We start from the raw sequence: 24,420 nt of genomic DNA on the forward strand, positions 1-24,420 counted from the left end.
ACCGGCGGCGACCCCGACACTTTCGTCAGTGCACCAGAACCGGTTCGTTCTCGGGCGCTGCCGGGAGCAGTCCGCTCCGGACAACCAGCCCTGTCAGCACAGCGCCGACGGCAAAAATCGCCGCGGCCCAGTAGAACGTCGTGGTGTAGCTTTCGACCGCTGCCTGCGCTTGAGTGAGCGGGTTCAATTCACGACCCACGAGGTAGTTGGTCGATGCCGACGCCGCAATAGTGCTGAGCAATGCGGTTCCGATGGAACCACCCACCTGCTGCATCGTGTTGACCGTGGCTGACGCGACCCCGGCGTCTTCGTAGCGCACACCCGAGGTTGCACCCTGCATCGACGGCGCGAAGATGCTGCCCATACCGAGACCGGTGACAACGAGCCCCGGCAGGATGTGAACGGCGTACGTGCTGTCCACGGAAATCTGCGCCAGAATGATCATTCCGATTGCAGCGATGACCATTCCACTGGTGATCAGGATGCGAGGCCCGAACCTGGGCAGAAGAACCGCCGTCGACAGTGTTGCCGCAGTGACGATTCCGAACACCATGGGCATGAAGGCCAGCCCGGTCACGATCGGTGTGTATCCGAGGATCAACTGCATGTAGTAGGTCAGGAACAGGAATACCGCGAACATGCCTGCACCGGAAAGGAAGATCGCCAGATACGAGCCGGCACGGATCCGATCGGTGACCACTCGCAGTGGGAGTAGCGGATGGTCGGACTTGGTCTGCCAGTAGATGAATGCGGCCATGAAGACGACACCCGCGGTCAGCCACGCGATGGTAGAACCGGCACCCCAACCGTTCGATTCGGCCTTCGAGAACCCGAAGACGATACCGAAGAGGCTGATCGACACCAGTACTGTTCCGGGAATGTCGAGCTTGGGTCTCGCTCCGGTAGTGACGTGTGGCGCAAGCAGAAGCACCGCCCCGACCAACGCGATTGCCGCGAAGAACAGGTTCACATAGAGGCACCAGCGCCAGTCCACCCACTCGGTGAGCGCGCCACCGAGGAGCAATCCGATAGCGCCGCCGCCGCCTGCCACTGCACCGAAGATGCCGAAGGCCTTGGCCCGTTCCGCCGGATCAGTGAAGGTCACCGACAGCAGTGACAGTGCCGCGGGAGCAAGTAGCGCGCCGAAGACACCCTGGCCTGCACGTGCGGCGACAAGCATTTCGAAATTGACCGCCGCGCCACCGATTGCGGAGGTAACCGCAAATCCGATCAGCCCGACGATAAAGGTGCGCCTGCGTCCGAACAGGTCGCTCAACCGGCCCCCGAGCAGCAGCAAGCTACCGAAAGCCAACGCATATGCCGTGATGATCCACTGACGATCGGAATCACCGAACTCCAATGAACGCTGCGCTGCAGGCAGCGCGATGTTGACGATGGTGGCGTCCAAAACCACCATGAGCTGCGCAATTCCCAGAACCGCGAGAATCAGCCACCGTTTTGCGTGGTTGTCCCCTGAAGGCGCCGGGGACTTCTCGATTTCAGTCCACTCAGCAGTTTCTGACATGTTCCCTCGCCCGAGCTATGCGGAGACGGCTTCTCCGGTTAGCAAAAACGCTACACCAAAATGGAGACCACGTCTCCACTTGATGAGTAAACTGGACATATGAGTACCGCAATGGGGCGCCCACTTCGCGCCGACGCCGCCCGCAACCGGCGATTGATCATCGACGCCGCGCGCGAGCTGTACGCGGAAGAAGGCATCGATGTCACGCTCGACGACGTCGCTCGCCGCGCCGGTGTCGGCGTCGGCACGGTGTACCGGCGGTTCGCAAACAAAGAAGAGTTGATCGACGGAGTCTTCCAGCAGAACTTTGCCGACATGGCGGCTGCTTCCGAGGCGTCGCTCGCCAATCCGGATCCTTGGGACGCCTTGGTGACATTTGCCGAATTCGCCTGCAGCCGTATGTCCGTCAATCGTGGACTCAAAGATGTCCTCAACGGAACGGACGACGGGTGCGAGCAGATCGCGAGTCAGCGATCCATCGTCGAACCTGCCGTCGAAGAGATCTTTCGGCGAGCCCAAGACGCCGGGATGCTCCGCGCTGATGCAGTGGCCACCGATTTCTTCGGACTCATCTTCATGGTGGGGGCGCTCACCGAGTTCGTCCAACCGGTCAACCCGACGGTATGGCGCCGATACCTGTCGGTGATGCTCGACGGACTCCGCGCCGAGGGCAAGCACCGAGACCCATTACCTCTACCCCCCTTGTCGCCGGACGAGTTGCACGAGGCAAAACAACTACTCAAGTCCCGCAAACGCTGAACAGCGGGCTCAAATCTTCTCGCGCGGAATGAAAATCCACATCACGAGATAGATCAGGAATTGCGGTCCGGGCAGCAGACACGACAGCACGAACAGCAACCGAACCGTCGACGCCTTCCACCCGAAGTAGCGTGCGATCCCGGCGCACACCCCACCGAACATTGCGCCGGACCGTGCGCGAGTGAGCTTGCGGGTCTTCATCGGTGACGTCATGGACAGACCTTTCCTTGCAGCGCCGCGGCGACTTTCCGCGTCAGCTTCAACTATCCGCCGAGTCGGGGCGTCGCGCATCAGGGCTTGGACCCATCTTTCCGGCCGTGGTTCATCCCCAGGTATCAGTGTCACCCCGAATGACATCAGGGTTGCCCCCTACGAATACCTACACTCACAACTGGAACGTGTTCTAGTATTGCGCCATGGACGCGAGTTACGAGGAGACCAAGAGAGAAATCGCCACCTCCAAGGGAGTGCTGCGCTATCACGAGGCGGGCGACGGTGAACCTCTGATTCTGTTGCACGGCTCCGGAATCGGAGTCAGCGGATGGCGAAACTACCGCGGCAATCTGGGCACCTTCGCCGAACACTTTCATTGCTACGTACTGGAATTCCCCGGCTTCGGCATCAGCGATCCCGTCGACGGACATCCCGTGGTCACGGCCAGTTCCGCAGTCATTCGATTCATGGATGCACTGGGCATCGAATCTGCTGCGATGATCGGCAACTCGATGGGCGGTGTCGTCGGGTCCACCGTGGCAATGAGGCACCCCGAGCGAGTGAAGAAACTGATCACGATCGGCGGAGTTGGTCCCAACATTTTCAGCCAGAACCCGAGTGAGGGCACTCGATTACTTCAGGATTTCGCCGACGGCCCCACTCGCGAAAAATTGATTCGCTGGCTTCGATGCATGGTGTACGACCCCAGCCTCATCACCGCGGAACGTATCGAGGAACGCTGGGAAAGCGCCAAGGATCCCGAATCCCACAAGAGCCTTGCAGCGATGTACGGGTCCACATCCTTTGCAGCGCAGCAGAAGAAGATGATCGATTCGAACCTGCCACCGTACTGGTCCATGATGCACAACGTGCAATGCCCCGCACTGCTTACCTGGGGTCTCGACGACCGTCAATGCCCGCCGGACATGCCGATGATCCCGATGCGGCTCATACCGAACGCCGAGTTGCATATCTTCCCGAACTGCGGACACTGGGTCATGATCGAAGCGAAGGAAGCATTCGAACGAGTCACGATCGAGTTCCTACTCAGGTAGACAGGCCGCGATCTGCGAAACCTACGGCACGGTATGGGTTTTGAGCCGGGTTGTCAGAATATGTGCCTGCTCGAGCAAGAGTTTTCCCAATTCGGGGATCCGGTCCGGGCGGAACCGAGTCTCGACACCCGTCAAGCTCAGAGCCCACGCCGGCCGTTCCCGCCGGTCGAAGACGGCAGCGCCGATTCCCCAACTCCCCTCGACAAGGAGGGCGGGATTGACCGCATAGCCGACGGCGCGGGTCAGGCTGATTCGACGGCGAATGGACTCCGCACTGTGGTCCTCTCCCCACTCCGTTGTGAGGTTTTTGCGCGCCAGATAGCTGTCGACCTCGTCGGCCGGTGAGTGACTCAGGATCGCCAGACCGGCCGATGCGACACCCAACGGAAATCGTTTTCCTTCATGGAGCACGTGCGATCGCAGCGGAAAGCTTCCCTCTTGCCGCAGGACACATACCGTCTCGTCGCCTCGGCGGGCAGACAAGAAAGCACTCTCTCCCGTGAGACGGGCCAGGTCTTCGAGAACGTCGCGCGCATAGTCGGTGATGTCGTATCGACTTCCCGCGGCAGTTCCCAGCAGATACAACTCCGGTCCCAGCGACCAACGCCCACTCTTGGCGTCGCGGTCTACCAGGCCTTCCTCCGCCAACGACGTCAGCAATCGGTGCGCGGTCGGGCGAGCGAGATCGGCCGTCCGGCTCAATTCGGTAGTCGACGCGCCGTCTGGTTCCGACGCCGCCACCGCACGCAATACCGCTGCCACCCGAGCCACCATGTGCGGCGCTTGCTCCCTGGACTCCACGTGGCCATCATAGCGTTCACTGAGTGAACGTATTTGAAGGGATTGCTCGCCCACCGACCAATTTCCATCGTCGGTCCCCTCAACATTGATTGCTGGAACTGCACATAGTTGAATTCACCCAGAGTAAAGCAATGCGTTCATCAGATGAACGCAAGATGGGGAGATGACGATGGCAACAAAGGTGTACGAGTCCGCGACCGAAGCTGTCGCCGACATCACCGACGCCGCAACCCTGGCTGTCGGAGGATTCGGACTGTGCGGAATCCCTGACGCCTTGATCGAAGCGATCGCCGCAACCAGCGCACGAGACCTCGAAGTGTTCTCCAACAACTGCGGTGTGGACGATCACGGACTCGGAATCCTGCTGGCTGCCGGTCGAATTCGGCGTGTGACAGCGTCGTATGTCGGCGAGAACAAGGAATTCGCGCGTCAGTACCTAGCTGGTGAACTCGAAGTGGAACTGACGCCGCAAGGAACACTGGCGGAACGTCTGCGCGCCGGCGGAACCGGAATCCCGGCGTTCTTCACGCCGGCGGGCGTCGGTAGCCCCATCTCGGACGGCGGCATGCCCTGGCGCTACAACACCGATGGCTCGATCGCAATTGCGTCGCCGCCCAAGGAAACTCGCACCTTCGGCACCAAGCGTTACGTGATGGAAGAAGCAATCACAGCCGACTACGCGCTGGTTCACGCGGTCATGGGCGATACCGAAGGGAACCTCGTCTTCGACAAGACGGCGATGAACTTCAACCCCCTCGCCGCGATGGCGGGGCGAATCACCATCGCCCAGGTCGAACGACTGGTCGAGCCCGGCGAGATCGACCCGGCCTCGGTTCATCTTCCCGGGGTATTCGTCCAACGTGTTGTCCACACCGGACCCCAGAACAAACGAATCGAAAAGCGAACCGTCAGCGCGTCCGAAGGAGCATCACGATGACCGCATCAATGGCAGTGACCGGTTGGACCCGTCACGACATGGCTGCCCGTGCCGCCGCCGAGATGATCGACGGCGAATACGTGAATCTCGGAATCGGTCTCCCCACCTTGATCCCCGGGTACCTCACTTCGGACGTCCGGGTAGTTCTTCACTCGGAAAACGGGATCCTGGGCACCGGCCCGTACCCCACCGAGGACAAGGTCGACCCGGACCTCATCAACGCGGGCAAGGAAACTGTCACCGTCAATCCCGGTGCGGCATACTTCGATTCCGCTCTCTCCTTCGGCATGATCCGCGGCGGCCACATCGACACAGCAGTTCTCGGTGGCATGCAGGTCTCGAAGACCGGCGACCTCGCCAACTGGATGGTCCCCGGCAAAATGGTCAAGGGTATGGGCGGCGCGATGGACCTCGTCCACGGTGCCCGCCGTGTCATCGTGGTCATGGAACACACCGATCGCGACGGCAACCCCAAGATCGTCGACACGTGCACCCTGCCTCTGACCGGCCAGGGCGTCGTAGATCGGATTATCACGAACCTCGCGGTCATCGACGTCACCGACGGCGGCACACTCACCCTGCGTGAACTGGCCCCCGGCGTCAGCGTCGACGATGTTGTCCGCTCAACCGGAACCGAATTGAAAGTAGACCTGACATGACCAGTTCTGTGATTGTTGCCGGAGCCCGGACCCCGATGGGTCGATTGATGGGTTCCTTGAAGGATCTGTCCGGGTCCGATCTCGGTGGCATCGCCATCAAAGGCGCCCTGGACAAGGCCGGCCTCGCACCCGAGCAGGTCGAGTACGTCGTCATGGGTCAGGTTTTGACCGCCGGCGCCGGCCAGATGCCGGCCCGCCAAGCCGCCGTCGCCGCGGGCATCCCGATGAGCGTTCCCGCCCTGAGCATCAACAAGGTATGCCTCTCCGGTGTCGACGCCATCGCCCTGGCCGATCAGATGATCCGCGCCGGCGAATTCGACATCGTCGTCGCCGGCGGGCAGGAATCGATGTCCCGCGCACCGCACATGCTCGAAAAAAGCCGCGAAGGCTTCAAGTACGGCGACGTCACGATGCGTGACCACATGGCCTACGACGGCCTGCACGACATCTTCACCGACCAGGCGATGGGACTGCTCACCGAGCAGGTCAACCAACACGACGACACCCACATCACCCGCGCCGACCAGGACGCGTTCGCCGCAGCCTCACACCAAAACGCCGCCCGCGCCTGGAAAGACGGCCTCTTCGACAACGAAGTCGTCCCCGTCTCCATCCCGCAACGCAAAGGCGATCCGATCGTCTTCGCCCAGGACGAAGGCATCCGCGCCGACACCACCGCCGAATCCCTCGGCACACTGCGTCCCGCGTTCAGCAAGGACGGCACCATCACCGCCGGATCGGCATCGCCGATCTCCGACGGCGCCGCCGCCGTCGTCGTGATGAGCAAAACGAAGGCCGAAGAACTCGGCCTGGCCTGGATCGCGGAAATCGGTGCGCACGGTGTCGTCGCCGGACCGGATTCCACCCTGCAGTCCCAGCCGGCGCGGGCCATCGCGAAGGCCTGCGCGAAGGAAGGCATCACCCCCACCGATCTCGATCTCGTCGAGATCAACGAAGCGTTCGCCGCTGTCGGTATCGCCTCCACCCGCGAACTGGGCCTCGATCCGGCGAAGGTCAACGTCAACGGCGGCGCCATCGCCGTCGGGCACCCCCTCGGGATGTCCGGTGCCCGCATCGCCCTGCACCTGGCACTGGAATTACAGCGCCGCGGCGGCGGAATCGGCGCGGCCGCACTGTGCGGCGGCGGCGGGCAGGGCGACGCCCTGATCATCCGCGTCCCCAAGGCTCAGTAGGCGCGGCTCAGCAAGCGCAGTTCAGCGCGGATAAAGCCGCCGCAGATGCCTGGGAACGACAAACGGTTCCCAGGTATCTGCGGCCTGCGCGAGTCGATCGGCCACAGCCCACAGCGCCGACGGATTGTGCGTCAAACCCATGTGGCTGCCATGCACCGCAACACTTTCCGAACGATCCGAGGGAAAGTCACGGCACACCTGCCAGGGAACCACACCGTCTCGCTTGGAGTAGAGCGCCGTTGTCGGAACGGGTAGCGGGTGCCCGAGTTCCCACTCGATACCGTTGACGGGTGGGAGAATCGCATGGTTGCCGGACATGCGCGAATACAGCGCACCGACGCGTGTCTGCTGCAGGTTACTCAGCCCGAACGGACTTCCCAGAGTGATCACTTGGCGCACGGCGTGCGGGAGATCCCGCGCAAGTTGGCGGCCGTAGATGCCGCCGAGGCTCCACCCGATCACGGACACCGGGTTGTCGTAGCGATCTGCGAGCTCCGCGAGGACCTCAGGCAGGCCGTCGACAACCTGGGGCGTCGGCCCGGTATTGATACCGAGGTTCCAGCCGTGGACTCGGTACCCGAGAAAACGCAGGTAAGCGCGCATTGCCAGAGTCGACGCGTCCGAAGCCAACAGCCCGGGCAGCACCAGAACTGGATGTCCGTCGCCGCGCGGTGAACGCAGCAACCACGGTGCTGCCAATACCAGCGATGCAATGTCCGCGAGCCCGCGCGGCGGTTCGGTCAGGCACATCGCCAACGATGGCCGGCCAGGAAGAAGCGCGGGACAGGTTTCGGGTAATTCCGACCAGCCAAGTTCTACCGCTGGAGCATCCGCCGCGAGGGACACCAGGACTCCTTGTCGTCCGGTGTCCGGGCGGTTCGCCCTGCCGCTCCGGCGGGGCGGTTCCGTGGGCTGTTTTCTCAACCCACGGAGCCTTGTCCGTATTCGCCACCGGTAGCGAGCTTGGACCGATACTGCGCACCGATTCACGAACTGCAAATTCGGTGTGATCCAGAACACTATTGCGGTGCACGTTGCAACCACGTTGCGTGCCTGTCCGGGAAGCGTGCACGAATCGGATCAGTCGGGCTGGGACTTCGGATCGACAGTCAGCCAGAGCAGTCGGTGACCGGCAGATTCTCGGCTGCCCAGGTCGTCAGTTCACTCAGCGCGGGGAGCAAGGCCTGTCCCGACGCCGTGAGTTCGTACGCCACCGCAATGGGCGGACCTGCGTCGACGGTGCGAATCACCAGACCAGCGCCTGCCAATTCCGTTAGTCGATCAGACAACACGGAGTCGCTGATTCCACTGACCGCCCGCTTGAGTTCGGCAAATCCAGCAGGCCCACCGAGCAGCGTCGCAAGGATTACACCGTTCCAGCGTTTGCCAAGAAAGCCGAACGCACGCGCCAACGCCGCATCGCAGACCCGTGGCTGGTGATCGGTCCCGCTCTCGCTCGGCATTTCCCCATCCTAGCTGAGGTGCTAACGTCAACCTAGGCACTATGTTTTTACTAGCAACTCGTAATACCGGGATTCCGGTTACACATCACGGAACGGAACGCATCATGTCGCTCGACGCAGCCACCCCCTTCACCTCACAACAACTCGACGCAGTTGGGCGAGAACTTCTCTTCACCGAGGCTCGCTCGGCCAACTCGTTCTCCGCCGAACCCGTCACTGACGACGAACTGACCGCGATCTGGGAACTCGCGAAGTGGGCACCGACCGCAGCCAACACCAACCCGCTGCGCGTGCACTTCGTTCGCACCGAAGAGGGCAAAGCTCGCCTCGTGGAGCACATGGCCGATGGCAATAAGGCCAAGACGGCTTCCGCCCCGGCCGTCGCAGTTCTCGCCGTCGACACCAAGTTCTACGAGCACATTCCGGCACTGTTCCCCATCCGCCCGGAAATGAAGGACTACTTCGAGGCCGACGAAGCCGCCCGTACGTCGACCAGCCAGTTCAATGCCGCATTGCAGGCGGGCTACTTCATTCTGGCCGTCCGCGCACAGGGTCTGGTTGCCGGTCCGATGGCCGGTTACGACGCCGCCGGCATCGACGGAGAGTTCTTCGCCGACGGCCGCCTCAAGACCACCCTCGTAGTGAACATCGGCCACCCCGGCGAGAACCCGTGGTTCGACCGCCTGCCGCGCCTGTCCAATGAGGATGCGCTCAGCTGGGCCTGAGTCGGACACTCGCGCAACCTTCGGACAATCGTCCAGTTTTTAGGGTAGGCAAACCAAACAAATGTGTGCAATGCTCCTCGAGTGAAAAACACATCCAACACAGCGGCGCCGTGGGGCATCGCAGCATTCCGCGTCGTTGTCGGCTTCCTGTTTCTCTGCCACGGCCTGTCGACACTGACCGGATGGCCGGTAGCGCCTTGGGGCGGTAACACATCGTCGTGGACGGAATGGCCCGGCGGCTGGGCAGCGACGATCGAACTGGTAGCCGGAGCGTTGATCATCGTCGGACTCGGTACTCGCGCAGCAGCTTTCATCGCATCGGGTTCGATGGCTGTTGCCTACTTCTGGAAGCATCAGCCCGACGGTGCGCTGCCCATCCAGAATGACGGAGACTCGGTAGTCCTGTTCTGCTGGTCCTTGCTACTGCTCGTCTTCATCGGACCTGGCGCTGCAGCACTGGACAACCTCCGACGCACCAAAGCAAGCACAAACGATTCCGTCGACGAACCTGTCTCAGTAGGTACTGCCAGCTCGTAATCCGCCCCAGAGCCCCTATCGTCTCGACTTCACGGTTGCCGAACAGCCGGCGTCGCACCGCACATTATTCGCGGAGTGACGCCGGCTGTTTTTGTCTGCCAAGAGCAGATGCGACACGCAGCTATCGGAAATATTTGCGGTACTGAACTTTTTGGACGAGTGTCAACGGAAACTCTTCGCGCCGCGAACGATGCTCGTGTATCGGAACTGCGTGACGGGTACTCGATCGAGCGAACAGCAATCCGAAAGAAGGTCGGTTCGGAAAAATGGGCGCATTGTGGGAATTTATCGTCGAACGGCGACAACAGTTGTTGACCGATTCGTATCTGCATGTCTCGGCAGTCATTCAGTCGGTGATCATTGCAACGATCGCCGCGGTGGCCATCGGAATTCTTGTGTACCGCAGCCCTATCGGCTCGTCGGTGGCAACAGCGCTGGCGAGCACGATTCTGACGGTTCCGTCGTTTGCTCTTCTCGGACTTCTCATTCCGATTCTCGGCCTGGGTGTCGCACCCACCATCACCGCGCTGATTCTCTACGCGCTACTGCCGATCATCAGAAACACCATCATCGGTCTCGACGCGGTCAATCCCGCGATCACCGACGCCGCACGTGGCGTGGGGATGAATCGTCTACGCGTTCTCAGCCGCATAGAACTGCCTATCGCGTGGCCGTCGATCCTGACCGGTATGCGGGTCAGCACTCAGATGCTGATGGGCATCCTGGCGATCGCCGCCTACGCAAAAGGCCCAGGTCTGGGCAACTTGATCTTCTCCGGACTATCACGCGTCGGCAGCCCCACCGCTGTTCCGCAGGCGCTGACCGGCACGGTACTCATCGTCATTCTGGCTCTGATTCTCGACGGTATCTACGTCGTCATCGGCCGGCTCACTACATCGAAGGGCCTCCAGTGACTGAAACCATCTCTCACGACGTCACCAGCGATCACACGGTTTCCGGGGTCGAGATCGTCCTGGAATCAGTGACCAAGCGGTACCCGGGGCAGAAAGCGGCGGCCGTCGACAACGTATCCCTCACTGTTCCTGCCGGTGAAATCGTTGTTTTTGTCGGTCCGTCGGGCTGCGGTAAGACCACCACAATGCGGATGATCAATCGGCTCATCGAACCGACTTCCGGCAAGATCACCATCGACGGCAAGGACGCTTTGTCGATCGACCCGGACAAGCTACGACGCGGCATCGGCTACTCGATTCAGCAGGCCGGGTTGTTCCCCCACTTCACGATTGCAAAAAACGTAGCAACAGTTCCAGGATTGATCGGGTGGGACAAGAAGCGGATTGCGGCCCGCACCGACGAGATGCTGGATCTGGTGGGGCTGGATCCGGATACGTACCGAGACCGCTATCCCCGGCAACTCTCCGGCGGTCAGCAGCAGCGCGTCGGCGTAGCTAGAGCACTTGCCGCCGATCCCCCGGTCCTGTTGATGGACGAACCCTTCGGAGCTGTCGACCCCATCACTCGCGGTCTTTTGCAGGACGAGTTGATGCGTCTGCAAACGGAACTCGGGAAGACAATCGTGTTCGTCACCCACGATTTCAACGAAGCAGTCAAACTCGGTGATCGAATTGCCGTGCTGGGCAACCAATCCACGATCATGCAGTACGACACTCCCGAAGCTATCCTCGCCAACCCTGCCAACGATATGGTCGCGGGCTTTGTCGGCGCCGACGCCTCTCTCAAACAGCTGACACTCACGCGCGTGCGGCAGATCAAACTCAAGCAATGCCTCACTGCGCGGGAGACCGACTCAGTGGATGAGCTGAGAAGTTCACTCGCAGCACGCAAGTGGAAGTGGGCGTTGATACTCGATCAGCGCGGGCGCCCGCTGCGGTGGGTGTCGCCGTCGCATCTGGCTCACGCGTCGTCGCTCCGCGGCATCGGCAACGAGATCGGCGAAGCCGTGTCGATTCAGTCGACCTTGCAAGATGCGCTCGAAGCTCTGCTCGCCGAGAGCAATGCGTCGACGGTGGTCACCGGTCGTCGCGGCGAATACGTCGGTCTGATCACTATCGACACACTGGTAAGCCATCTTTCGGAGATGCGTGAGGAGCACGCACACGATCACGACGAGGATGTTCCGGAGTGAGCACGTCGACCGAAGATCTCTCTACGGCATCCGCTACTGCAGCTACAGAGGCCGGTACCGCAGAGCAGGCCGCCACCCGACGTGCGGAAAGAATGCGACTGCTGGTCCAACCAGTTGTCGTACTGATACTTGTAGTCGGAGTGCTGGTCTGGGCCTTCAGCCGTGATCTCAACGCAACGCAGAAAGCCAGTATCAACGTCGAAAACATTACGACGCTCACCTGGCAGCACATCCTGCTCACCGCGGCGGTGGTCATCATCGTCGTGGCGATAGCCGTGCCGCTCGGCACGCTGCTGACCAGACCGAGATTCACCCGCCTGGCGCCGTTCTTCGTGGGAATAGCCAACATCGGCGCGGCCGCACCGGCCATCGGCCTACTGGTCCTGTTCTATCTCGCCACTCGCACCACCGGATTCTGGATCGGCGTATTTCCCATCGCGTTCTATTCGTTGCTTCCGGTGCTGCGCAACACGATTCTCGGCTATCAACAGGTAGACGAGACTCTCATCGATGCAGGACGCGGACAAGGCATGTCGACGCTCACCATCTTGCGACAACTCGAATTCCCGATGGCTGTTCCGTACATCCTTGCCGGTCTTCGTACTTCATTGGTCCTCGCGGTAGGAACGGCAACTCTGTGCTTCCTGGTCAGTGCCGGCGGACTCGGGATCATGATCGACACCGGGTACAAACTGCGTGACAACGTGACGCTGGTAGTGGGCGCAGTGCTGGCTGTATCGCTCGCTCTGCTCATCGACTGGCTGGGCGCACTGGCGGAACAGTTCCTCGGACCCAAGGGATTGCGATGACAACGCGACGTACACGCGGTTGGAAACTCACCGCAGCCGCACTCGGTTTCGCCCTAGTGGCGTCGTGCGGACTGGAATCCGGCGGCGCACTTCCCCTCGCGGTTGGGCCCGGAAGTATCCAACCCGTTCCGGAGCTCGAAGGCGTGAAGGTAACCGTCGGGTCCAAGGACTTCACCGAACAGATAATCCTCGGATACATCATCGAATTCGCGATGTCCGCTGCGGGCGCCGAGGTTCGAGACCTCACCAACATTCAAGGTTCCAACAGCACCCGCGACGCCCAACTCAACGGGCAGATCGATCTTGCCTACGAATACACCGGTACCGGGTGGATCAACTATCTCGGAAACGAGATCCCGCTACCCGATTCGCAGGCGCAGTTCGAAGCCGTCCGCGATGCGGATCTGGCTGCCAACGACATGGTCTGGACCGATCCGGCGCCGATGAACAATACGTACGCATTGGCCATGAGCAAGGAGACGGCAGAGAAGACCGGCGTCAAGACGGTCTCCGACTACGCGAAATTGGTCGAATCCGATCCCGGTGCTGCAGTAACGTGCGTCGAAACCGAATTCAACGTCCGGCAAGACGGATTCCCCGGTCTCGCAGCTAAATACGGTTTCGACGCTTCGCGTGCCCAGCGCCAGATCTTGCAGACCGGCATCATCTATCAGGCGACAGCCGACGGTACCCAGTGCAAGTTCGGCGAGGTATTTACCACCGACGGACGCATCATCGCCCTCGACCTCGTACTACTCGAGGACGATCTGTCGTTCTTCCCCAAATACAATCCAGCGCTTGTCATGCGCAAGGGCTTTGCCGAGGATCATCCGCAGGTAGCCGAGGTCATGGCACCAATCTCGGCTCGTCTTACCGACGAAGTAATGACCGAACTCAATCGCCAGGTGGACGTCGACGGCAAAGAGCCTGCTGAAGTTGCACGAGATTGGATGGTGTCGGAAGGGTTTGTGACAGCGGATTAGTCACCGGATTTCCGGCCTACGCAAAAGACTCGCCGGAACGGAAACAGGGTGCCTGCGACTGTGGGCGGATAGGCCTCGCGGAGCATCGCGGAGTACTCCTGCTCGAACTCGAGAGAATCGGCTTCACTCAGTACGTCGAGCACCGGACGCAGACCTGTTCCGCGAACCCAGCCCAGAACGGGGTCATCACCGGCCAGCACATGAATGTACGTTGTTTCCCAGGCATCGACATCGAACCCGTGGGCGTGCAACCTGGCCGCATAACGTGCCGGGTCGTCAACGCCCTCGGGTCCACGCAAGACGCCACCCACACGATCACGCCACCTCGACGACTCGGCAAGTTCACGCATCAAAGCGTGCGACGGGGCGTCGAAGTTACCGGGAACCTGCCACGCGATCCACGACCCTGGCGTCATGGCATCGGCCCATGCGTCGATCAGCTCACGATGGTTCGGAACCCATTGCAATGCAGCATTACTCACAATGACGTCGTAGCCGGTGGCATCGAACTCGTTGATGTCCTGCAGCGCGATCGTGACGTTGCCCGGCAGATCGGTGGGTGCCTGTGCCACCATCTCCGGCGAAGAATCGGTCCCCACCACACGAGCATCCGGCCAACGCTCGCCGAGCATCCCGGTCAGTGCCCCTGAGCCGCATCCGAGGTCCGCGACCCTAGCCGGCGTCTGCGCTGCTATCCGCGAGATCAAGTCGACATAAGGGCGTGAACGTTCGTCGGCGTATCGACCGTAGGTTTCGGGGTTCCACGTAACACTGCGCATGTGCCCATTCTGCCTGCCGTGGCAAGTTCAGGGAGGTCGTGACACCTCAGAATGGCGGCGGGTCGGCGCCGTAGTCGACGGGTTTGTGGGGTGTGGGTTTTCTGGTTTTCGGTTTCCGGCGGGTTGTTCGTCGTTTGCGTTCGGCCCGGATGCGGGCAGCTTTGTTCTCCAGTCGTGTTCGTCGCCGGGTGCCGCCTTCCGGTGGTGGTGGTTCCTGCCTTCCGGCGAGTAGCCCGGCCGGTCGGGTTCGGTAGCGATGCCCGGTCTGCGAGGTCAGGGTGATACTGCGATCCGGGTTCGGGTCGATCCGCCAGGATCCGGAATGCTTGAGGCGGTGATGGTTCCGGCAGAACGCACTCAGATTCGACGCCACCGTCCGCCCACCGCGGGCGGGATCGGTGTGGTTGAACGGATCGTTGTGGTCGAGGTCGCAGTTCCAGGCCGGGACATCGCAGTGCGGCCACTGGCAGCTGCCCGCGAAGACGCGTAACCAGGTGTCGAATGCGGCGCCGGGACGGTACACAAGCGCCGACGCAGGCACAGGCACAGGATCTGCGGGTATGGGGTCTGCCGGAACCCGTACTTCCCGCACGGTGGCGTCTTTCGCGATGTCGCGGGCATGCTCGGCGCTGATCACGCCGTATCCATCCAAATGGGCCGGCTCATCCGAGTCCGTATCCAGAGTGGTTTCGTACATCACCACATGCACCAACGGCCGACGCACAACGATCAGACCACTGCGGTCCTGCGGGCAATCATCACGGCCGCAGTCACACACCAACACCGTCGAACCGCTAACCAGCACGCCCAACGCATCCGCGCGGCGCTGCTCGTACGTGCGGGAATCATGACGGCAGACCGACATCGCCAACTCCCGCAACCGCCCGTCAAACGCCCGAGCCTGCTCCGCCGGGATACTGCCCAGGATGCGGGCCATCCCGTCCTCGGCGGCACTGACCCCAACGAACCTGTCGGCGAGGGCTCGGCGTCGGCGCTCCCGTAGCCCTTCCGGATCAACGCGGGCCACGATCCGATCGATCGCCGCCGTCAACCGTCGTCCCGTCAACCCGGTCCCACCGTCCACGGGTGGGGCCAACACCTGCTCGAGAAGTAAACGTTCGACCTCGTCGATCAACTCGTCACCGACATTCGCGGTCGCCGACTCGATCAACGACACCCGGTAGAAGTCGAGTTCACCGCGCGCCATCGCCGCCCGCGTCCGATGCAACCGCGTCTTGAGTGCGAACCCCAACCCGATGAGCTTTCCGGCCGCGGCACGCCCCATCGTGAGCACTGCACCGACCTCGGATTCGGCCAACTCGTGCGCCGACGACGTCCACGCCCCACCCTCGACATGCTCGCCGCTACGGCGGGTGAAGAACTCCGCTACCACCGCCAGTTTCCGCTCGACCAGCATCGCCTCACACGCATGCAACTCGGCCATCAAATCGACGAGGGCGCAGTCAGTTTCGGTACCACTCAGCTGTGCCGAGCTACCGAAAATCCCCACCCCCGGATCGAACATTCCCCCACCGTAATCGAAATCCTGTTCGAATTCGAGGGATCCTCGAGATCAGTCGGAAAAGTCCGAAAATTGGCAGAGGCAACCTGTGTCGCCACACACGGATAGTTCTCAGCGCCGCTGAATTACGGTGGACAGAACGCCCGGAAGGCTCGACCAGTCGGCGGTGATGTAACTCGCGTGATCACCGGCCAACCGGTCCAGCCGATCTCTGGCTTCGGATTCGGATGCATGTGTACCGTCGATTGCCGGTAACACTTTGTGTGCGTCGGTCATGATCAACAGGTACCCGCGTGCGTGATACCAGCTCGAATCTACTGCACCACTACTGTATTCGAGTGCATTTCCGTCGAAGAGCACAAACCAGACCCGGACCGACGGGTCCGAGTAGCGGGCAATGCGCGGATCGCCCGGAGCCGCGACGTGTACCGCCGGGAACGCTGCCGCGAGAGCAAGCCGATTTGTTGCCGCGAGATCTCGCAGATGCGTCGCATACTCGATGTCGGTCCAGTACGTGTCGAGCGGATTACCTTCCTCGATAGTTCCGGGAATCAACTCGAAGATAAATTTGCCAGCCATCTCGCTTACCGTCGGCCAACCTTGCTGTGTCACTGCGGCGTCCGGCGTCGAGAATTTATCGGCTACCAGATCGGCCGGGGCAAAGACGGCGTCGCCTAGAGTACCGAGGATCAGGGCATCAAGATCGGCAGGCCCGCGACCGTACCCGGCGGTGAATCCGTCTTTGAGTTCGAGCTTGATCATCACGGGCGAATGTTCGGGATTGGCATCGTGCCAAGCCCTCATATCTGCCAGGCAGCCGGCGAGTCCCTGATCTCGAAAACCACTGCGCAGTCCGGCCGCATCCTGCGCGCCGACGCAGTTACTGTCACTGGCAAACGGATTCATGTGCGAAACGCGCCAGTCCGCACCGCCGCCGTTGGACCACAGATCGAGTTCGAGGAGGCCTGCGCCGGAGTCGAGGGCGTCGGCAAAGTACGGGAAGGTCGACTTCTCGTAGGAATTGTGGACGCCGACCGACGTGGTATCACCGAACGACGTTGCCTCGGGCACGGCTCCGGCCACCCCGAACGCTGCCAGTGGGAGGACGAGGGCACCGAGCAACACCACTCCGAATTCGCGCACCTGAGAACTCTCGCACGCCGCGACTCTCGCCGGTGGGTACTTTGGCCAGTTTCTTTTGTGGTCCTCGAAGCAGCACGTGTCCTCCGACGGTGCGATGATTCTGGCGTAGACATTTCAGACCTCGGAGGACAGTCGTGTTTCTGACCCAGTTCGTTCATCGTGCCCTGCGCGAATCACCTCAGCGCCCGATGACCGTCTTCGGTGAGCGAGTGTTCACAGCCTCCGAGTCGATTGATCGGGTAGCACGACTCGCACACGGACTCGGCGCAGGCGAAGGTGACTGCATAGCGCTACTCGCGTTGAATTCGGACCGGTGTCACGAGACTATTTTGGCCGGCTGGTGGTCAGGCGCAACCGTCAGCCCGCTCAACTCTCGGTGGAATGCTGCGGAAATAGCCTATGCACTAACCGATTCGGGATCGACGATTCTCGTCATCGATGAGAATTCCGCACCTTTGGTTCCGGAACTGCGCACACTGTGCCCTGATCTGACGCGTGTCGTGTACTGCGGTTCCGGAAGCACGCCGAACGGCATGATCGACTACGACGCACTGATTGCCGATTCCGAACCCGTCCCGGATTGCAGAATCGGCGACGACGCCGTTGCACTGCTGCTCTATACCGGCGGCACAACAGGACGCTCAAAAGGTGTGATGGTCAGTCACAAAGGCTTGATGACGTCGACGCTGGGAACCTTGGCCGCCGGTAAACCCGCCATCTCCGACGGGGTCAATCTGCTTGCGAACCCACTGTTCCACATCGCCGGCATCGCGAGTTGGATGGCCCAGAACGTGATGGGCGGCACGCAAATCTTCCTGCCGGCGTTCTCACCTCGCATCATGCTCGAGGCAATCGACCGTCACCGGCCAACCACTGTGGGCGTCGTGCCAACCATGCTTCACATGCTGGTCACCGCCGACGATATTGATGCCTATGACCTTTCGAGTGTTCAGGTGGTCCGATACGGGGCCTCCCCCATTTCACCGGCACTGCTCCAACGTGCCATGAAGCTCTTTCCTCGTAGCGGCTTCACGCAGGGATACGGTATGACCGAGACGGCGCACATCACTGTACTGAGCGCCGCCGATCACCTACGCGGCGGTGATCTACTTCGATCGGCCGGTCGTGCGCTCCCCCATTGCGAAGTGCAGATTGTCGACCCGGAAGGCAACGAAGTTCGTTCGGGCACTGTGGGCGAAATCGTCACTCGTGGTGATCATTTGATGCTCGGCTACCGTAATCTGCCGGATGAGACAGCCGCAGCCCTCGATGGCGGTTGGATGCACACCGGCGATGCCGGATACCTCGACGAGCAGGGGTATCTGTTCATCGTCGATCGAATCAAGGACATGATCATCACGGGCGGCGAGAATGTCTACTCGACCGAAGTCGAGAATGCCTTGGCACAGCATCCGGCGGTTGCGGCATGTTCCGTTGTAGGAGTCAAGGATCCGAAGTGGGGCGAGCGGGTTCACGCAGTAGTAGTTCTACAGCCCGGCGCCCAGGCAGACCTCGACGAACTTCGTGTGCATACGAAATCGCTTGTCTCTGCTTTTAAAGCACCGCGTTCGATCGAGTTTGTCGACGCGCTACCCCTCTCTGCGGCCGGTAAGGTACTCAAACGCGATCTGCGCGATGCTGCGGAAGCAACTGATGTCACGAAATAAACGATTCGACCATGCGCCGTTCGGACCCTTCATCGGCCAGTGGCCAGGCCAGGAGCGCCAGCACTATCCGGACCACCCATTGTGATGTTTCATCTCCGGCGTCGAGGCCTGCGAGTTCGATTGCCGTGTCACCGAGCAGTTTCGACGACGTCACGTAGTTGTCCATCCCGGTTGCCCGGGCCGCGGCCAGTCCGTCACTGACTGCGGCGTCGGCGCGAATGGCGCGAACCGAGACAAGAATTGCCTCGACAACCCGCGCCTTGCCGGTCAACGACGCCACGGCGGCAGAGACTTCCCGAGCTACTGCTGCCGCACTCCGCGCCATCACTCCGTCGCGAATAGCCGCTTTGCCGCCCACATAGCGGTACAGGGTGGCCCGTGAGCACCCGGCGCGCTCGGCCACGTCGTCGACGCTGATGGAGTCGAACCCGCGATCGCGTATCAGTTCTGCGGCCACCTGATAAATGCGATCGACGGCCAGTTCCCGACGGTTTCCACCGGCCAGCCAGTCGGTAGCATCGGGGTCGATCCGTCTCACCATGAGACGAATATAGCGACAATTCTCAATTCTCGCTGTGCGTTCAGCGTTATGACCTGCACTCGAAGCCACCTCTCGACGCATCGTGAGAATTGATTGAAATCGCAGGTCATCATGCATTTTCATCAATTGACAGGGCTGCCGTGGACCGGGATTCTGAAGCGGTGACCACCTCATTCGACATGGATCCCTTTGCTCCTTCGAACGTCGAGAACCCCTATCCGCTCTATGCGGCCCTGCGGCGAGATCACCCGGTGTACCGGATTCCCGAGACCGACTTCTACCTGGTCTCGAGTTGGGAACTAGTCACCGAAGCGCTCCATCGCACTGCGGACTTCTCGTCCAATCTCACCGGCGTCCTGGTCCACTCTGCGCAGGGTTTACCGAGCATCTTCGACCTGGGCGGGGGCGGGCACGCCATCCATGTTCTTGCCACCGGCGACGACCCCAGCCATCAACACCATCGCAAACTGGTTCTTCCCACACTCGTCGCCAAGCGCATCCGGGCAATGGAGCCGATGATCGCACATTACGCAGAAGAGTTGTGGAACAACCATTTTGACGGTGACCAGATCGAATGGGTATCTGCCCTGGCAGATCAGCTCCCACTACAGATGGTCGCCCACCTGATCGGGTTGCCCGACGCCGATGTGCCACAACTACTTACGTGGTCCTACGACAGCACCGAACTACTGAGCGGGGTGGTCACCACCGATCGCCTGCCCGAGGTTGTCGACGCCGCCACCCACCTCACCGGATACCTGTACGGCAAACTTGCCGACGCCCAAGCCGCCCCGGGCGACAATCTTGTCGGCGATCTGGTGCGCGCCTGCGACAGCGGCGAAGTAGACACAACGGTGGCAGTTCTCATGCTGGTGCAATTGGTGGGCGCGGGCGGCGAATCCACTGCCGGGCTGATCTCCAATGCTGCCAGAATTCTTGCCGAAGAACCTGCACTGCAACAACAACTTCGAGAAGATTCCGCGCTGATCGCACCCTTTCTCGAAGAATCGCTGCGGCTCGAATCTCCGTTCCGGGGGCATAACCGGCACGTCACCGCGGATACCACACTCGGAGGAGTCGAGCTTCCAGCCAGGAGTCATCTAATCCTCTTGTGGGGCTCCGCGAATCGCGATCCGGAAGCCTTCGAGAACCCCGAAGCACTGAATCTCGATCGCACCAATCTGCGATCTCATCTCGCTTTCGGGAAAGGCGCACATTTTTGCGTCGGCGCGGCCCTCGCCCGCTTGGAAGCAAAGATCACCCTGACGCTGTTGCTCGCGAAGAGCAAGCACGTATCGCTGACTGAAACTGCGCCGCCGGTGTGGGTGCCGAGCCTGTTTGTTCGACGTCATCAGCGCCTACACCTGACCATCCGGTGACTGCCGGGAACACGACTGTGCCCCCGAGTCCGGAAACTCGGGGGCACAGCGAAGCTCGGGGCACAGCCTAGAGGTCTATCTGTTAGCTGTTAACCGAAGTCAGGCAGGTTCTGCCCGCTGTCCTTGTAGAACTTCCACGTGCCGTCCTGCGGCGACACCATGATGCGGAACACCTCGGTGTCCCCGACGATCCACAGCTGGCCATCAAGCCAGTGCAGGGAAGAGCCCGATTCGGCTCGGCCACTGGCCAACTCCTTGCCGTCAGCGTCGACAACTGCAACCTTGTTGCCGCCCAAGGTCCAGCCCGCGGTGAGGCCGTCACTTTCGACGGTGTCCGTCAGCACGAGCTTCGGGTTCGCGGTCGGAGTGGTCTCCGGCGCGGTAGTCACGTCCGGAGTAGTCGTGCCGGGAGTAGTTGTCGAGTTAGTGGAACCCTCGGTCGTAGTCGTGTCCGGCGCCTCGGTCGTCGTGGTCGGAGCCGGGGTGGTGGTTTCCGCGGCACCCGCTTCCGTGCTCACGTCCGGTTCCGAATCCACCTCCATCATCTGCGGCGCCATCCCGCGGGCGGCGGTGCCGTTGGGGTCTGGCGTTGTCGGATCCCAGACCGTGGTGTTCTCCCACGGCTGGTTGGCTTGATCCCAGCGCACTCCGCCACCGCAACTGGACTGAACACCAGAAATCCTCTTGATCTCCACGCCCTGCCATCCCGAAGACTCAGCACCACCGCTGATTGTCTTGACCCTGAGGTAATACCAATCGTTGTCAGGTAGCGTGTTTGCCCGGTTCTCTTTCCAGGGGTCCGTAGTCACCCCAGCGGAAACGAGGGTTGTCTTATTGTTCCTGTAAATCTCCCACCTGTATTCGAATGGTCCCGGGCCATCAGGCTTGGTCCAGTCGACGTGGGCCTGGTTTTGCGAACTAACGAATTTCACATGGCAATAGAGACCCTTCACCGGCGGCGTCGGATAGAAGTTGCCCGTCGCAACCTGAGCGGTCGCATTGACGGTGTCCGTGGGGTTTGCCATTGTTCCCGTGGCCTGCGCCAATCCGAAGGTTGCTGCGGCAACGCCGGCGACAGCGATCAAGGATCGCGCTGACAGCTTGCCGCCGCGAGCACGTCGCAGATCAAACATTGTGAGCCTCCTGAAGTTCCCCACGGGTTTCGGGGGCGTCGTTCGTAGTGCCGGCACCGGAGGGAGCCAAGCGTCGGTCTTTGGATTTTCCGAATGCGATGACAAGCACTGCGCCTACCAGTCCGCCGCCGAGGAAAGTGGCAAGTGGGCTGGACAGCCAGGCGACGATGTAGCCGAGTCCGCCGATGTGAAAGAACACGCGATCTGCTTCGATGATCGTGTACGGCAGGCGGTCAGGCGCGTTATTGGCGTCGCCTTTGAGCGTGGCAACCACCTCTTCCCCTCCGGTCAGCTCGAGGTTGTCCACCCGGTGGGTGATCCGCACGCCCTGATCGTTGTAAACGCTGACCACATCACCGACTGCCAACTCTGTCGCGGGAACAGTCTTGGCGAAAGCCAGTGCGCCGGTGGAGATCTCCGGCGACATCGAGCCCGAACGGAACACCAGGTGCTTGATGCCGAACATCAGCGAAGCGAGAGTGGCGATGATACAGATCAGCCCGGCGATCGCGGCGACGTTGAGCGCGATCTCCTTGCCTCTGCTGCGGCCACGCGAGGCCGACTCATCGGTGATCGTCATCGCGCTGGTCACAGCCCTTCGGCAGTGAAGTTGAAACCGAGGTCGGCGATCTTGAACCGCTCGTTTATGCCGGCATCCGAAGCGACCTTGACTTGAATACACACGGTGTCAGTCGCTCCCGTTGCCAGCGCTCTCCCGGTAACGAGGGTCGGACTGGTAGCCACGCTCTGCGCCGTACCGATCAATGTTCCCGAGCAGACCGTGCCGTTGTTCGCGCCGGTGTTGTGCAGACTCACCGTCAGCTTGCCAAGCAGATTCGATGCTCCGGATCCGGATGCAACCGCAGCCCATGTGAAATCAACCGTGCCGGTGTTCTGGACCTTGATCTCACCAGCCACCGAGTTTCCAGGAAGCATGCTGCTCTTGGTGAGCTGGGTGAAGACGGCGGTGGGCCGCTGGTTGTCGACCTTCAACTGGATCGACGACGTACTGAAAATACCGGTGGTCGCGGTAGCACTGTCCGACCACGCCGCCATCGTTCCGACCGCGCCGAGACCCAAGACCATGCCGAGCGAGAGAACGGCTCGGGTGCGGTTCCAGCCGGATTCGCCCAGACGGCCGCGCATCCCCGACCCGAAGCGCGCGTTTGTGCGCGATTGCTGGTTGTTAGACATTCTCGTGTCCTATTTTCGTTTCAGTGGTTGATACCGGCATGGCATGAGCCTGCAAGTCGTCTGCATCGGAACCCTGTTCGTCGACCGGTTCCCCGTCCGCGCCGTTCTCACGGCGCTTGTCGAGCAACCCGCTGATCACCATCCACACCGCGTATCCGCCCAAAGCCACAGCAGTACCCGTGACGAGGATCGACCGCGATTGGCCGTTGATCACCGTGTTCACCCGGCCCAGCTGCGGCACCGAGTAAATGACTCGGCCCCGGATCTGTTCCGGCACAAGCGACCACGAGTCGGCGATGGGGTTGTTGTCGCCGCGAGTATGGATGCGACGCTCCCCTTCACCGGTGTAGTAGATGCCCTCGATGCGGTGAGTCACCACTGCGGGATCACCGGATACCGGCTGGAACGTGATCACATCCCCGGTCGCCAAATCCTCGTTGGGAGTCGGCTTGACGACGATGAGCGTGCCCGGGGGCATCGTCGGTTCCATCGACCCGGTGAGCACCGTGTACGCGGTCGAGCCCGTAAGCCGAGGGATGACGACCATCACCGCGAGAAGTCCGACCATCACCAGCAGCAGCAGCCACGAGACGACGGTCCGAGTCCACCACCAGATCGTGGTCTTCTCATCCGCATCATTGTCGGATTGCTCATGCTCATCAGGTGCGGGGGCTGCGTGCCGAGGAGATCCGTCGACACGATCACCCGCGCGAGGACTTCTCGCGGTGATTGCCATTACTGGCTAACCGAACTTGCAGCGAAGGTGAACGTGGCGTCGCTCGCCTGGCTGGCGGCCGCGCCCGACCCCAGCGTGGCCCGCAGGCACAGCACCTGCATCTGACCGGCCGGAACCAACTGCGCGCCAAACCCCGCCCCGTCCATAGGGCCGTCGTAGATTTGGGTGCCCACATCGCCGGTTGCCGTGCACGCAGCCTCGCTGGTCACCATAGCGACCCGCAGTGTCAGCGGTGGAGGGGTCGCACTGTTGAGGGTCACATCGTCCAGCAAATAGCTCATCTGCACGTTGCCGGAATTGATCACCGGTAGCGGCATCTGAATGCTGTCGCCCGGGCCCTTGTTCTCGAGCTTGAACCCGGCGAGATTGAACTGCTTGACCCCGCTGGTACCAGCGGAGATGTCGAGCAGACCGGCTGTGATGGTGCCGCCGGTCGATTCTGCGCTATCGCGCCACAGCGCGCCGGTCTGCTGCACCGAGACAAACCCGATGAGCAGAACCGACGACGCTGCGATCGCCCATTTGTACTGGGTTTTCACGTGACCTTCTTCTGGTTACGA

The 24,420-nt window shown here is 61.4% G+C and carries 27 protein-coding genes; 13 read left to right on the forward strand and 14 right to left on the reverse strand.

The window, feature by feature from the left end; genetic code table 11:
• Positions 1-25: 25 nt before the first annotated feature.
• Entirely contained in the window at positions 26-1,525 is a 1,500-nt protein-coding gene (locus FFI94_RS26030) for an MFS transporter (protein ID WP_138870352.1), read from the reverse strand.
• A gap of 99 nt (positions 1,526-1,624) precedes the next feature.
• Here FFI94_RS26030 and FFI94_RS26035 point away from each other — a divergent pair, with 99 nt between their 5' ends.
• Positions 1,625-2,284, forward strand: coding sequence for a TetR/AcrR family transcriptional regulator (locus FFI94_RS26035; protein ID WP_260684333.1), 660 nt, complete (start codon positions 1,625-1,627; stop codon positions 2,282-2,284).
• A gap of 9 nt (positions 2,285-2,293) precedes the next feature.
• Here FFI94_RS26035 and FFI94_RS26040 read toward each other — a convergent pair whose 3' ends face one another.
• Positions 2,294-2,497, reverse strand: a complete 204-nt coding sequence (locus FFI94_RS26040) for a PspC domain-containing protein (RefSeq protein WP_138870353.1) — start codon at positions 2,495-2,497, stop codon at positions 2,294-2,296.
• Positions 2,498-2,700: 203 nt separating this feature from the next.
• On the opposite strand from FFI94_RS26040, the gene FFI94_RS26045 reads away from it, so the two are divergent.
• The gene (locus FFI94_RS26045) at positions 2,701-3,552 is read left to right on the forward strand and encodes an alpha/beta fold hydrolase (RefSeq protein ID WP_138870354.1); all 852 of its coding nucleotides are present in this window, start codon (positions 2,701-2,703) and stop codon (positions 3,550-3,552) included.
• Between the two features lie 21 nt (positions 3,553-3,573).
• Here FFI94_RS26045 and FFI94_RS26050 read toward each other — a convergent pair whose 3' ends face one another.
• Positions 3,574-4,326, reverse strand: a complete 753-nt coding sequence (locus FFI94_RS26050; protein ID WP_138873425.1) for an IclR family transcriptional regulator — start codon at positions 4,324-4,326, stop codon at positions 3,574-3,576.
• A 196-nt stretch (positions 4,327-4,522) separates the two neighbouring features.
• Between FFI94_RS26050 and FFI94_RS26055 the strand changes: the two genes are divergently transcribed.
• Genes FFI94_RS26055 through FFI94_RS26065 form a run of 3 tightly spaced genes read left to right on the forward strand, consistent with a single transcriptional unit; the run spans position 4,523 to position 7,142 of the window.
• Positions 4,523-5,290: a CoA transferase subunit A gene (locus FFI94_RS26055; RefSeq protein ID WP_185993323.1), complete on the forward strand. Its 768-nt coding sequence runs from the start codon at positions 4,523-4,525 to the stop codon at positions 5,288-5,290.
• Positions 5,287-5,949 (forward strand): CoA transferase subunit B, encoded by a 663-nt coding sequence (locus FFI94_RS26060; RefSeq protein ID WP_138870355.1) that lies wholly within the window; start codon positions 5,287-5,289, stop codon positions 5,947-5,949. Before FFI94_RS26055 ends, FFI94_RS26060 begins: the two co-directional genes overlap by 4 nt.
• The gene (locus tag FFI94_RS26065) at positions 5,946-7,142 is read left to right on the forward strand and encodes an acetyl-CoA C-acetyltransferase (protein ID WP_138870356.1); all 1,197 of its coding nucleotides are present in this window, start codon (positions 5,946-5,948) and stop codon (positions 7,140-7,142) included. The genes FFI94_RS26060 and FFI94_RS26065 overlap by 4 nt, the downstream gene beginning before the upstream one ends.
• Before the next feature lie 21 nt (positions 7,143-7,163).
• Here FFI94_RS26065 and FFI94_RS26070 read toward each other — a convergent pair whose 3' ends face one another.
• Positions 7,164-7,892, reverse strand: a complete 729-nt coding sequence (locus tag FFI94_RS26070; RefSeq protein WP_138873427.1) for a triacylglycerol lipase — start codon at positions 7,890-7,892, stop codon at positions 7,164-7,166.
• Between the two features lie 359 nt (positions 7,893-8,251).
• Entirely contained in the window at positions 8,252-8,605 is a 354-nt protein-coding gene (locus FFI94_RS26075) for a helix-turn-helix domain-containing protein (protein WP_138870357.1), read from the reverse strand.
• Positions 8,606-8,709: 104 nt separating this feature from the next.
• Between FFI94_RS26075 and FFI94_RS26080 the strand changes: the two genes are divergently transcribed.
• The 6 genes from FFI94_RS26080 to FFI94_RS26105 all read left to right on the forward strand — a co-directional run bounded on the left by FFI94_RS26080 (position 8,710) and on the right by FFI94_RS26105 (position 13,766).
• On the forward strand, positions 8,710-9,330 hold the full coding sequence (locus FFI94_RS26080) for a malonic semialdehyde reductase (RefSeq protein ID WP_138873428.1): 621 nt from the start codon (positions 8,710-8,712) through the stop codon (positions 9,328-9,330).
• An 81-nt stretch (positions 9,331-9,411) separates the two neighbouring features.
• Positions 9,412-9,867 (forward strand): DoxX family protein, encoded by a 456-nt coding sequence (locus FFI94_RS26085; protein ID WP_138870358.1) that lies wholly within the window; start codon positions 9,412-9,414, stop codon positions 9,865-9,867.
• Between the two features lie 266 nt (positions 9,868-10,133).
• On the forward strand, positions 10,134-10,781 hold the full coding sequence (locus FFI94_RS26090; protein WP_138870359.1) for an ABC transporter permease: 648 nt from the start codon (positions 10,134-10,136) through the stop codon (positions 10,779-10,781).
• Complete coding sequence (locus FFI94_RS26095) at positions 10,778-11,974, forward strand: ABC transporter ATP-binding protein (protein ID WP_138870360.1); 1,197 nt, start codon at positions 10,778-10,780, stop codon at positions 11,972-11,974. The genes FFI94_RS26090 and FFI94_RS26095 overlap by 4 nt, the downstream gene beginning before the upstream one ends.
• A 92-nt stretch (positions 11,975-12,066) precedes the next feature.
• A complete protein-coding gene (locus FFI94_RS26100; protein ID WP_138873429.1) occupies positions 12,067-12,783 on the forward strand; it encodes an ABC transporter permease in 717 nt (238 codons plus the stop codon).
• Positions 12,780-13,766 carry a glycine betaine ABC transporter substrate-binding protein gene (locus FFI94_RS26105; RefSeq protein WP_138870361.1) on the forward strand — a complete coding sequence of 329 codons (987 nt, stop codon included), beginning with the start codon at positions 12,780-12,782 and terminating at the stop codon, positions 13,764-13,766. Before FFI94_RS26100 ends, FFI94_RS26105 begins: the two co-directional genes overlap by 4 nt.
• Here FFI94_RS26105 and FFI94_RS26110 read toward each other — a convergent pair.
• From FFI94_RS26110 to FFI94_RS26120, 3 genes are all read right to left on the reverse strand, one after another.
• Positions 13,763-14,545: a trans-aconitate 2-methyltransferase gene (locus FFI94_RS26110; protein ID WP_138870362.1), complete on the reverse strand. Its 783-nt coding sequence runs from the start codon at positions 14,543-14,545 to the stop codon at positions 13,763-13,765. The genes FFI94_RS26105 and FFI94_RS26110 overlap by 4 nt on opposite strands.
• Positions 14,546-14,591: 46 nt before the next feature.
• Positions 14,592-16,070 (reverse strand): HNH endonuclease signature motif containing protein, encoded by a 1,479-nt coding sequence (locus tag FFI94_RS26115; RefSeq protein WP_138870363.1) that lies wholly within the window; start codon positions 16,068-16,070, stop codon positions 14,592-14,594.
• Between the two features lie 108 nt (positions 16,071-16,178).
• A complete protein-coding gene (locus FFI94_RS26120) occupies positions 16,179-17,210 on the reverse strand; it encodes a phosphatidylinositol-specific phospholipase C domain-containing protein (protein WP_138870364.1) in 1,032 nt (343 codons plus the stop codon).
• 134 nt (positions 17,211-17,344) lie between these two features.
• Here FFI94_RS26120 and FFI94_RS26125 point away from each other — a divergent pair, with 134 nt between their 5' ends.
• Positions 17,345-18,877 carry an AMP-binding protein gene (locus tag FFI94_RS26125; protein WP_138870365.1) on the forward strand — a complete coding sequence of 511 codons (1,533 nt, stop codon included), beginning with the start codon at positions 17,345-17,347 and terminating at the stop codon, positions 18,875-18,877.
• Here FFI94_RS26125 and FFI94_RS26130 read toward each other — a convergent pair.
• Complete coding sequence (locus FFI94_RS26130) at positions 18,867-19,418, reverse strand: TetR/AcrR family transcriptional regulator (RefSeq protein WP_138870366.1); 552 nt, start codon at positions 19,416-19,418, stop codon at positions 18,867-18,869. The two genes, FFI94_RS26125 and FFI94_RS26130, sit on opposite strands and share 11 nt — an antisense overlap.
• A 179-nt stretch (positions 19,419-19,597) precedes the next feature.
• On the opposite strand from FFI94_RS26130, the gene FFI94_RS26135 reads away from it, so the two are divergent.
• Positions 19,598-20,797 carry a cytochrome P450 gene (locus FFI94_RS26135; RefSeq protein ID WP_138873430.1) on the forward strand — a complete coding sequence of 400 codons (1,200 nt, stop codon included), beginning with the start codon at positions 19,598-19,600 and terminating at the stop codon, positions 20,795-20,797.
• Between the two features lie 89 nt (positions 20,798-20,886).
• Here the strand turns inward: FFI94_RS26135 and FFI94_RS26140 are convergent, their stop codons facing one another.
• The 5 genes from FFI94_RS26140 to FFI94_RS26160 are packed head-to-tail and all read right to left on the reverse strand — an operon-like array spanning position 20,887 to position 24,399.
• Positions 20,887-21,930: a hypothetical protein gene (locus FFI94_RS26140; protein WP_138870367.1), complete on the reverse strand. Its 1,044-nt coding sequence runs from the start codon at positions 21,928-21,930 to the stop codon at positions 20,887-20,889.
• The gene (locus FFI94_RS26145; RefSeq protein ID WP_138870368.1) at positions 21,923-22,510 is read right to left on the reverse strand and encodes a signal peptidase I; all 588 of its coding nucleotides are present in this window, start codon (positions 22,508-22,510) and stop codon (positions 21,923-21,925) included. The genes FFI94_RS26140 and FFI94_RS26145 overlap by 8 nt, the downstream gene beginning before the upstream one ends.
• 8 nt (positions 22,511-22,518) lie before the next feature.
• Positions 22,519-23,124, reverse strand: a complete 606-nt coding sequence (locus FFI94_RS26150; protein WP_092803702.1) for a SipW-dependent-type signal peptide-containing protein — start codon at positions 23,122-23,124, stop codon at positions 22,519-22,521.
• Positions 23,117-23,860 (reverse strand): signal peptidase I, encoded by a 744-nt coding sequence (locus FFI94_RS26155; protein WP_092803705.1) that lies wholly within the window; start codon positions 23,858-23,860, stop codon positions 23,117-23,119. The genes FFI94_RS26150 and FFI94_RS26155 overlap by 8 nt, the downstream gene beginning before the upstream one ends.
• Positions 23,860-24,399, reverse strand: coding sequence for a hypothetical protein (locus FFI94_RS26160; RefSeq protein ID WP_092803708.1), 540 nt, complete (start codon positions 24,397-24,399; stop codon positions 23,860-23,862). Before FFI94_RS26160 ends, FFI94_RS26155 begins: the two co-directional genes overlap by 1 nt.
• Between the last annotated feature and the right edge of the window lie 21 nt (positions 24,400-24,420).

The sequence above is a fragment of the Rhodococcus sp. KBS0724 genome (assembly GCF_005938745.2).
GTDB lineage: Bacteria > Actinomycetota > Actinomycetes > Mycobacteriales > Mycobacteriaceae > Rhodococcus_F.

Coding starts and splice junctions, on each gene's coding strand:
- FFI94_RS26030 (WP_138870352.1), bottom strand. CDS start 1,525: ATGTCAGAAACTGCTGAGTGGACTGAAATCGAGAAGTCCCCGGCGCCT.
- FFI94_RS26040 (WP_138870353.1), bottom strand. CDS start 2,497: ATGACGTCACCGATGAAGACCCGCAAGCTCACTCGCGCACGGTCCGGC.
- FFI94_RS26140 (WP_138870367.1), bottom strand. CDS start 21,930: ATGTTTGATCTGCGACGTGCTCGCGGCGGCAAGCTGTCAGCGCGATCC.
- FFI94_RS26130 (WP_138870366.1), bottom strand. CDS start 19,418: ATGGTGAGACGGATCGACCCCGATGCTACCGACTGGCTGGCCGGTGGA.
- FFI94_RS26135 (WP_138873430.1), top strand. CDS start 19,598: ATGGATCCCTTTGCTCCTTCGAACGTCGAGAACCCCTATCCGCTCTAT.
- FFI94_RS26105 (WP_138870361.1), top strand. CDS start 12,780: ATGACAACGCGACGTACACGCGGTTGGAAACTCACCGCAGCCGCACTC.
- FFI94_RS26035 (WP_260684333.1), top strand. CDS start 1,625: ATGAGTACCGCAATGGGGCGCCCACTTCGCGCCGACGCCGCCCGCAAC.
- FFI94_RS26045 (WP_138870354.1), top strand. CDS start 2,701: ATGGACGCGAGTTACGAGGAGACCAAGAGAGAAATCGCCACCTCCAAG.
- FFI94_RS26115 (WP_138870363.1), bottom strand. CDS start 16,070: ATGTTCGATCCGGGGGTGGGGATTTTCGGTAGCTCGGCACAGCTGAGT.
- FFI94_RS26070 (WP_138873427.1), bottom strand. CDS start 7,892: ATGTGCCTGACCGAACCGCCGCGCGGGCTCGCGGACATTGCATCGCTG.
- FFI94_RS26055 (WP_185993323.1), top strand. CDS start 4,523: ATGGCAACAAAGGTGTACGAGTCCGCGACCGAAGCTGTCGCCGACATC.
- FFI94_RS26060 (WP_138870355.1), top strand. CDS start 5,287: ATGACCGCATCAATGGCAGTGACCGGTTGGACCCGTCACGACATGGCT.
- FFI94_RS26155 (WP_092803705.1), bottom strand. CDS start 23,860: ATGGCAATCACCGCGAGAAGTCCTCGCGCGGGTGATCGTGTCGACGGA.
- FFI94_RS26080 (WP_138873428.1), top strand. CDS start 8,710: ATGTCGCTCGACGCAGCCACCCCCTTCACCTCACAACAACTCGACGCA.
- FFI94_RS26050 (WP_138873425.1), bottom strand. CDS start 4,326: ATGGTGGCTCGGGTGGCAGCGGTATTGCGTGCGGTGGCGGCGTCGGAA.
- FFI94_RS26075 (WP_138870357.1), bottom strand. CDS start 8,605: ATGCCGAGCGAGAGCGGGACCGATCACCAGCCACGGGTCTGCGATGCG.
- FFI94_RS26145 (WP_138870368.1), bottom strand. CDS start 22,510: ATGACGATCACCGATGAGTCGGCCTCGCGTGGCCGCAGCAGAGGCAAG.
- FFI94_RS26110 (WP_138870362.1), bottom strand. CDS start 14,545: ATGCGCAGTGTTACGTGGAACCCCGAAACCTACGGTCGATACGCCGAC.
- FFI94_RS26065 (WP_138870356.1), top strand. CDS start 5,946: ATGACCAGTTCTGTGATTGTTGCCGGAGCCCGGACCCCGATGGGTCGA.
- FFI94_RS26150 (WP_092803702.1), bottom strand. CDS start 23,124: ATGTCTAACAACCAGCAATCGCGCACAAACGCGCGCTTCGGGTCGGGG.
- FFI94_RS26100 (WP_138873429.1), top strand. CDS start 12,067: ATGCGACTGCTGGTCCAACCAGTTGTCGTACTGATACTTGTAGTCGGA.
- FFI94_RS26090 (WP_138870359.1), top strand. CDS start 10,134: ATGGGCGCATTGTGGGAATTTATCGTCGAACGGCGACAACAGTTGTTG.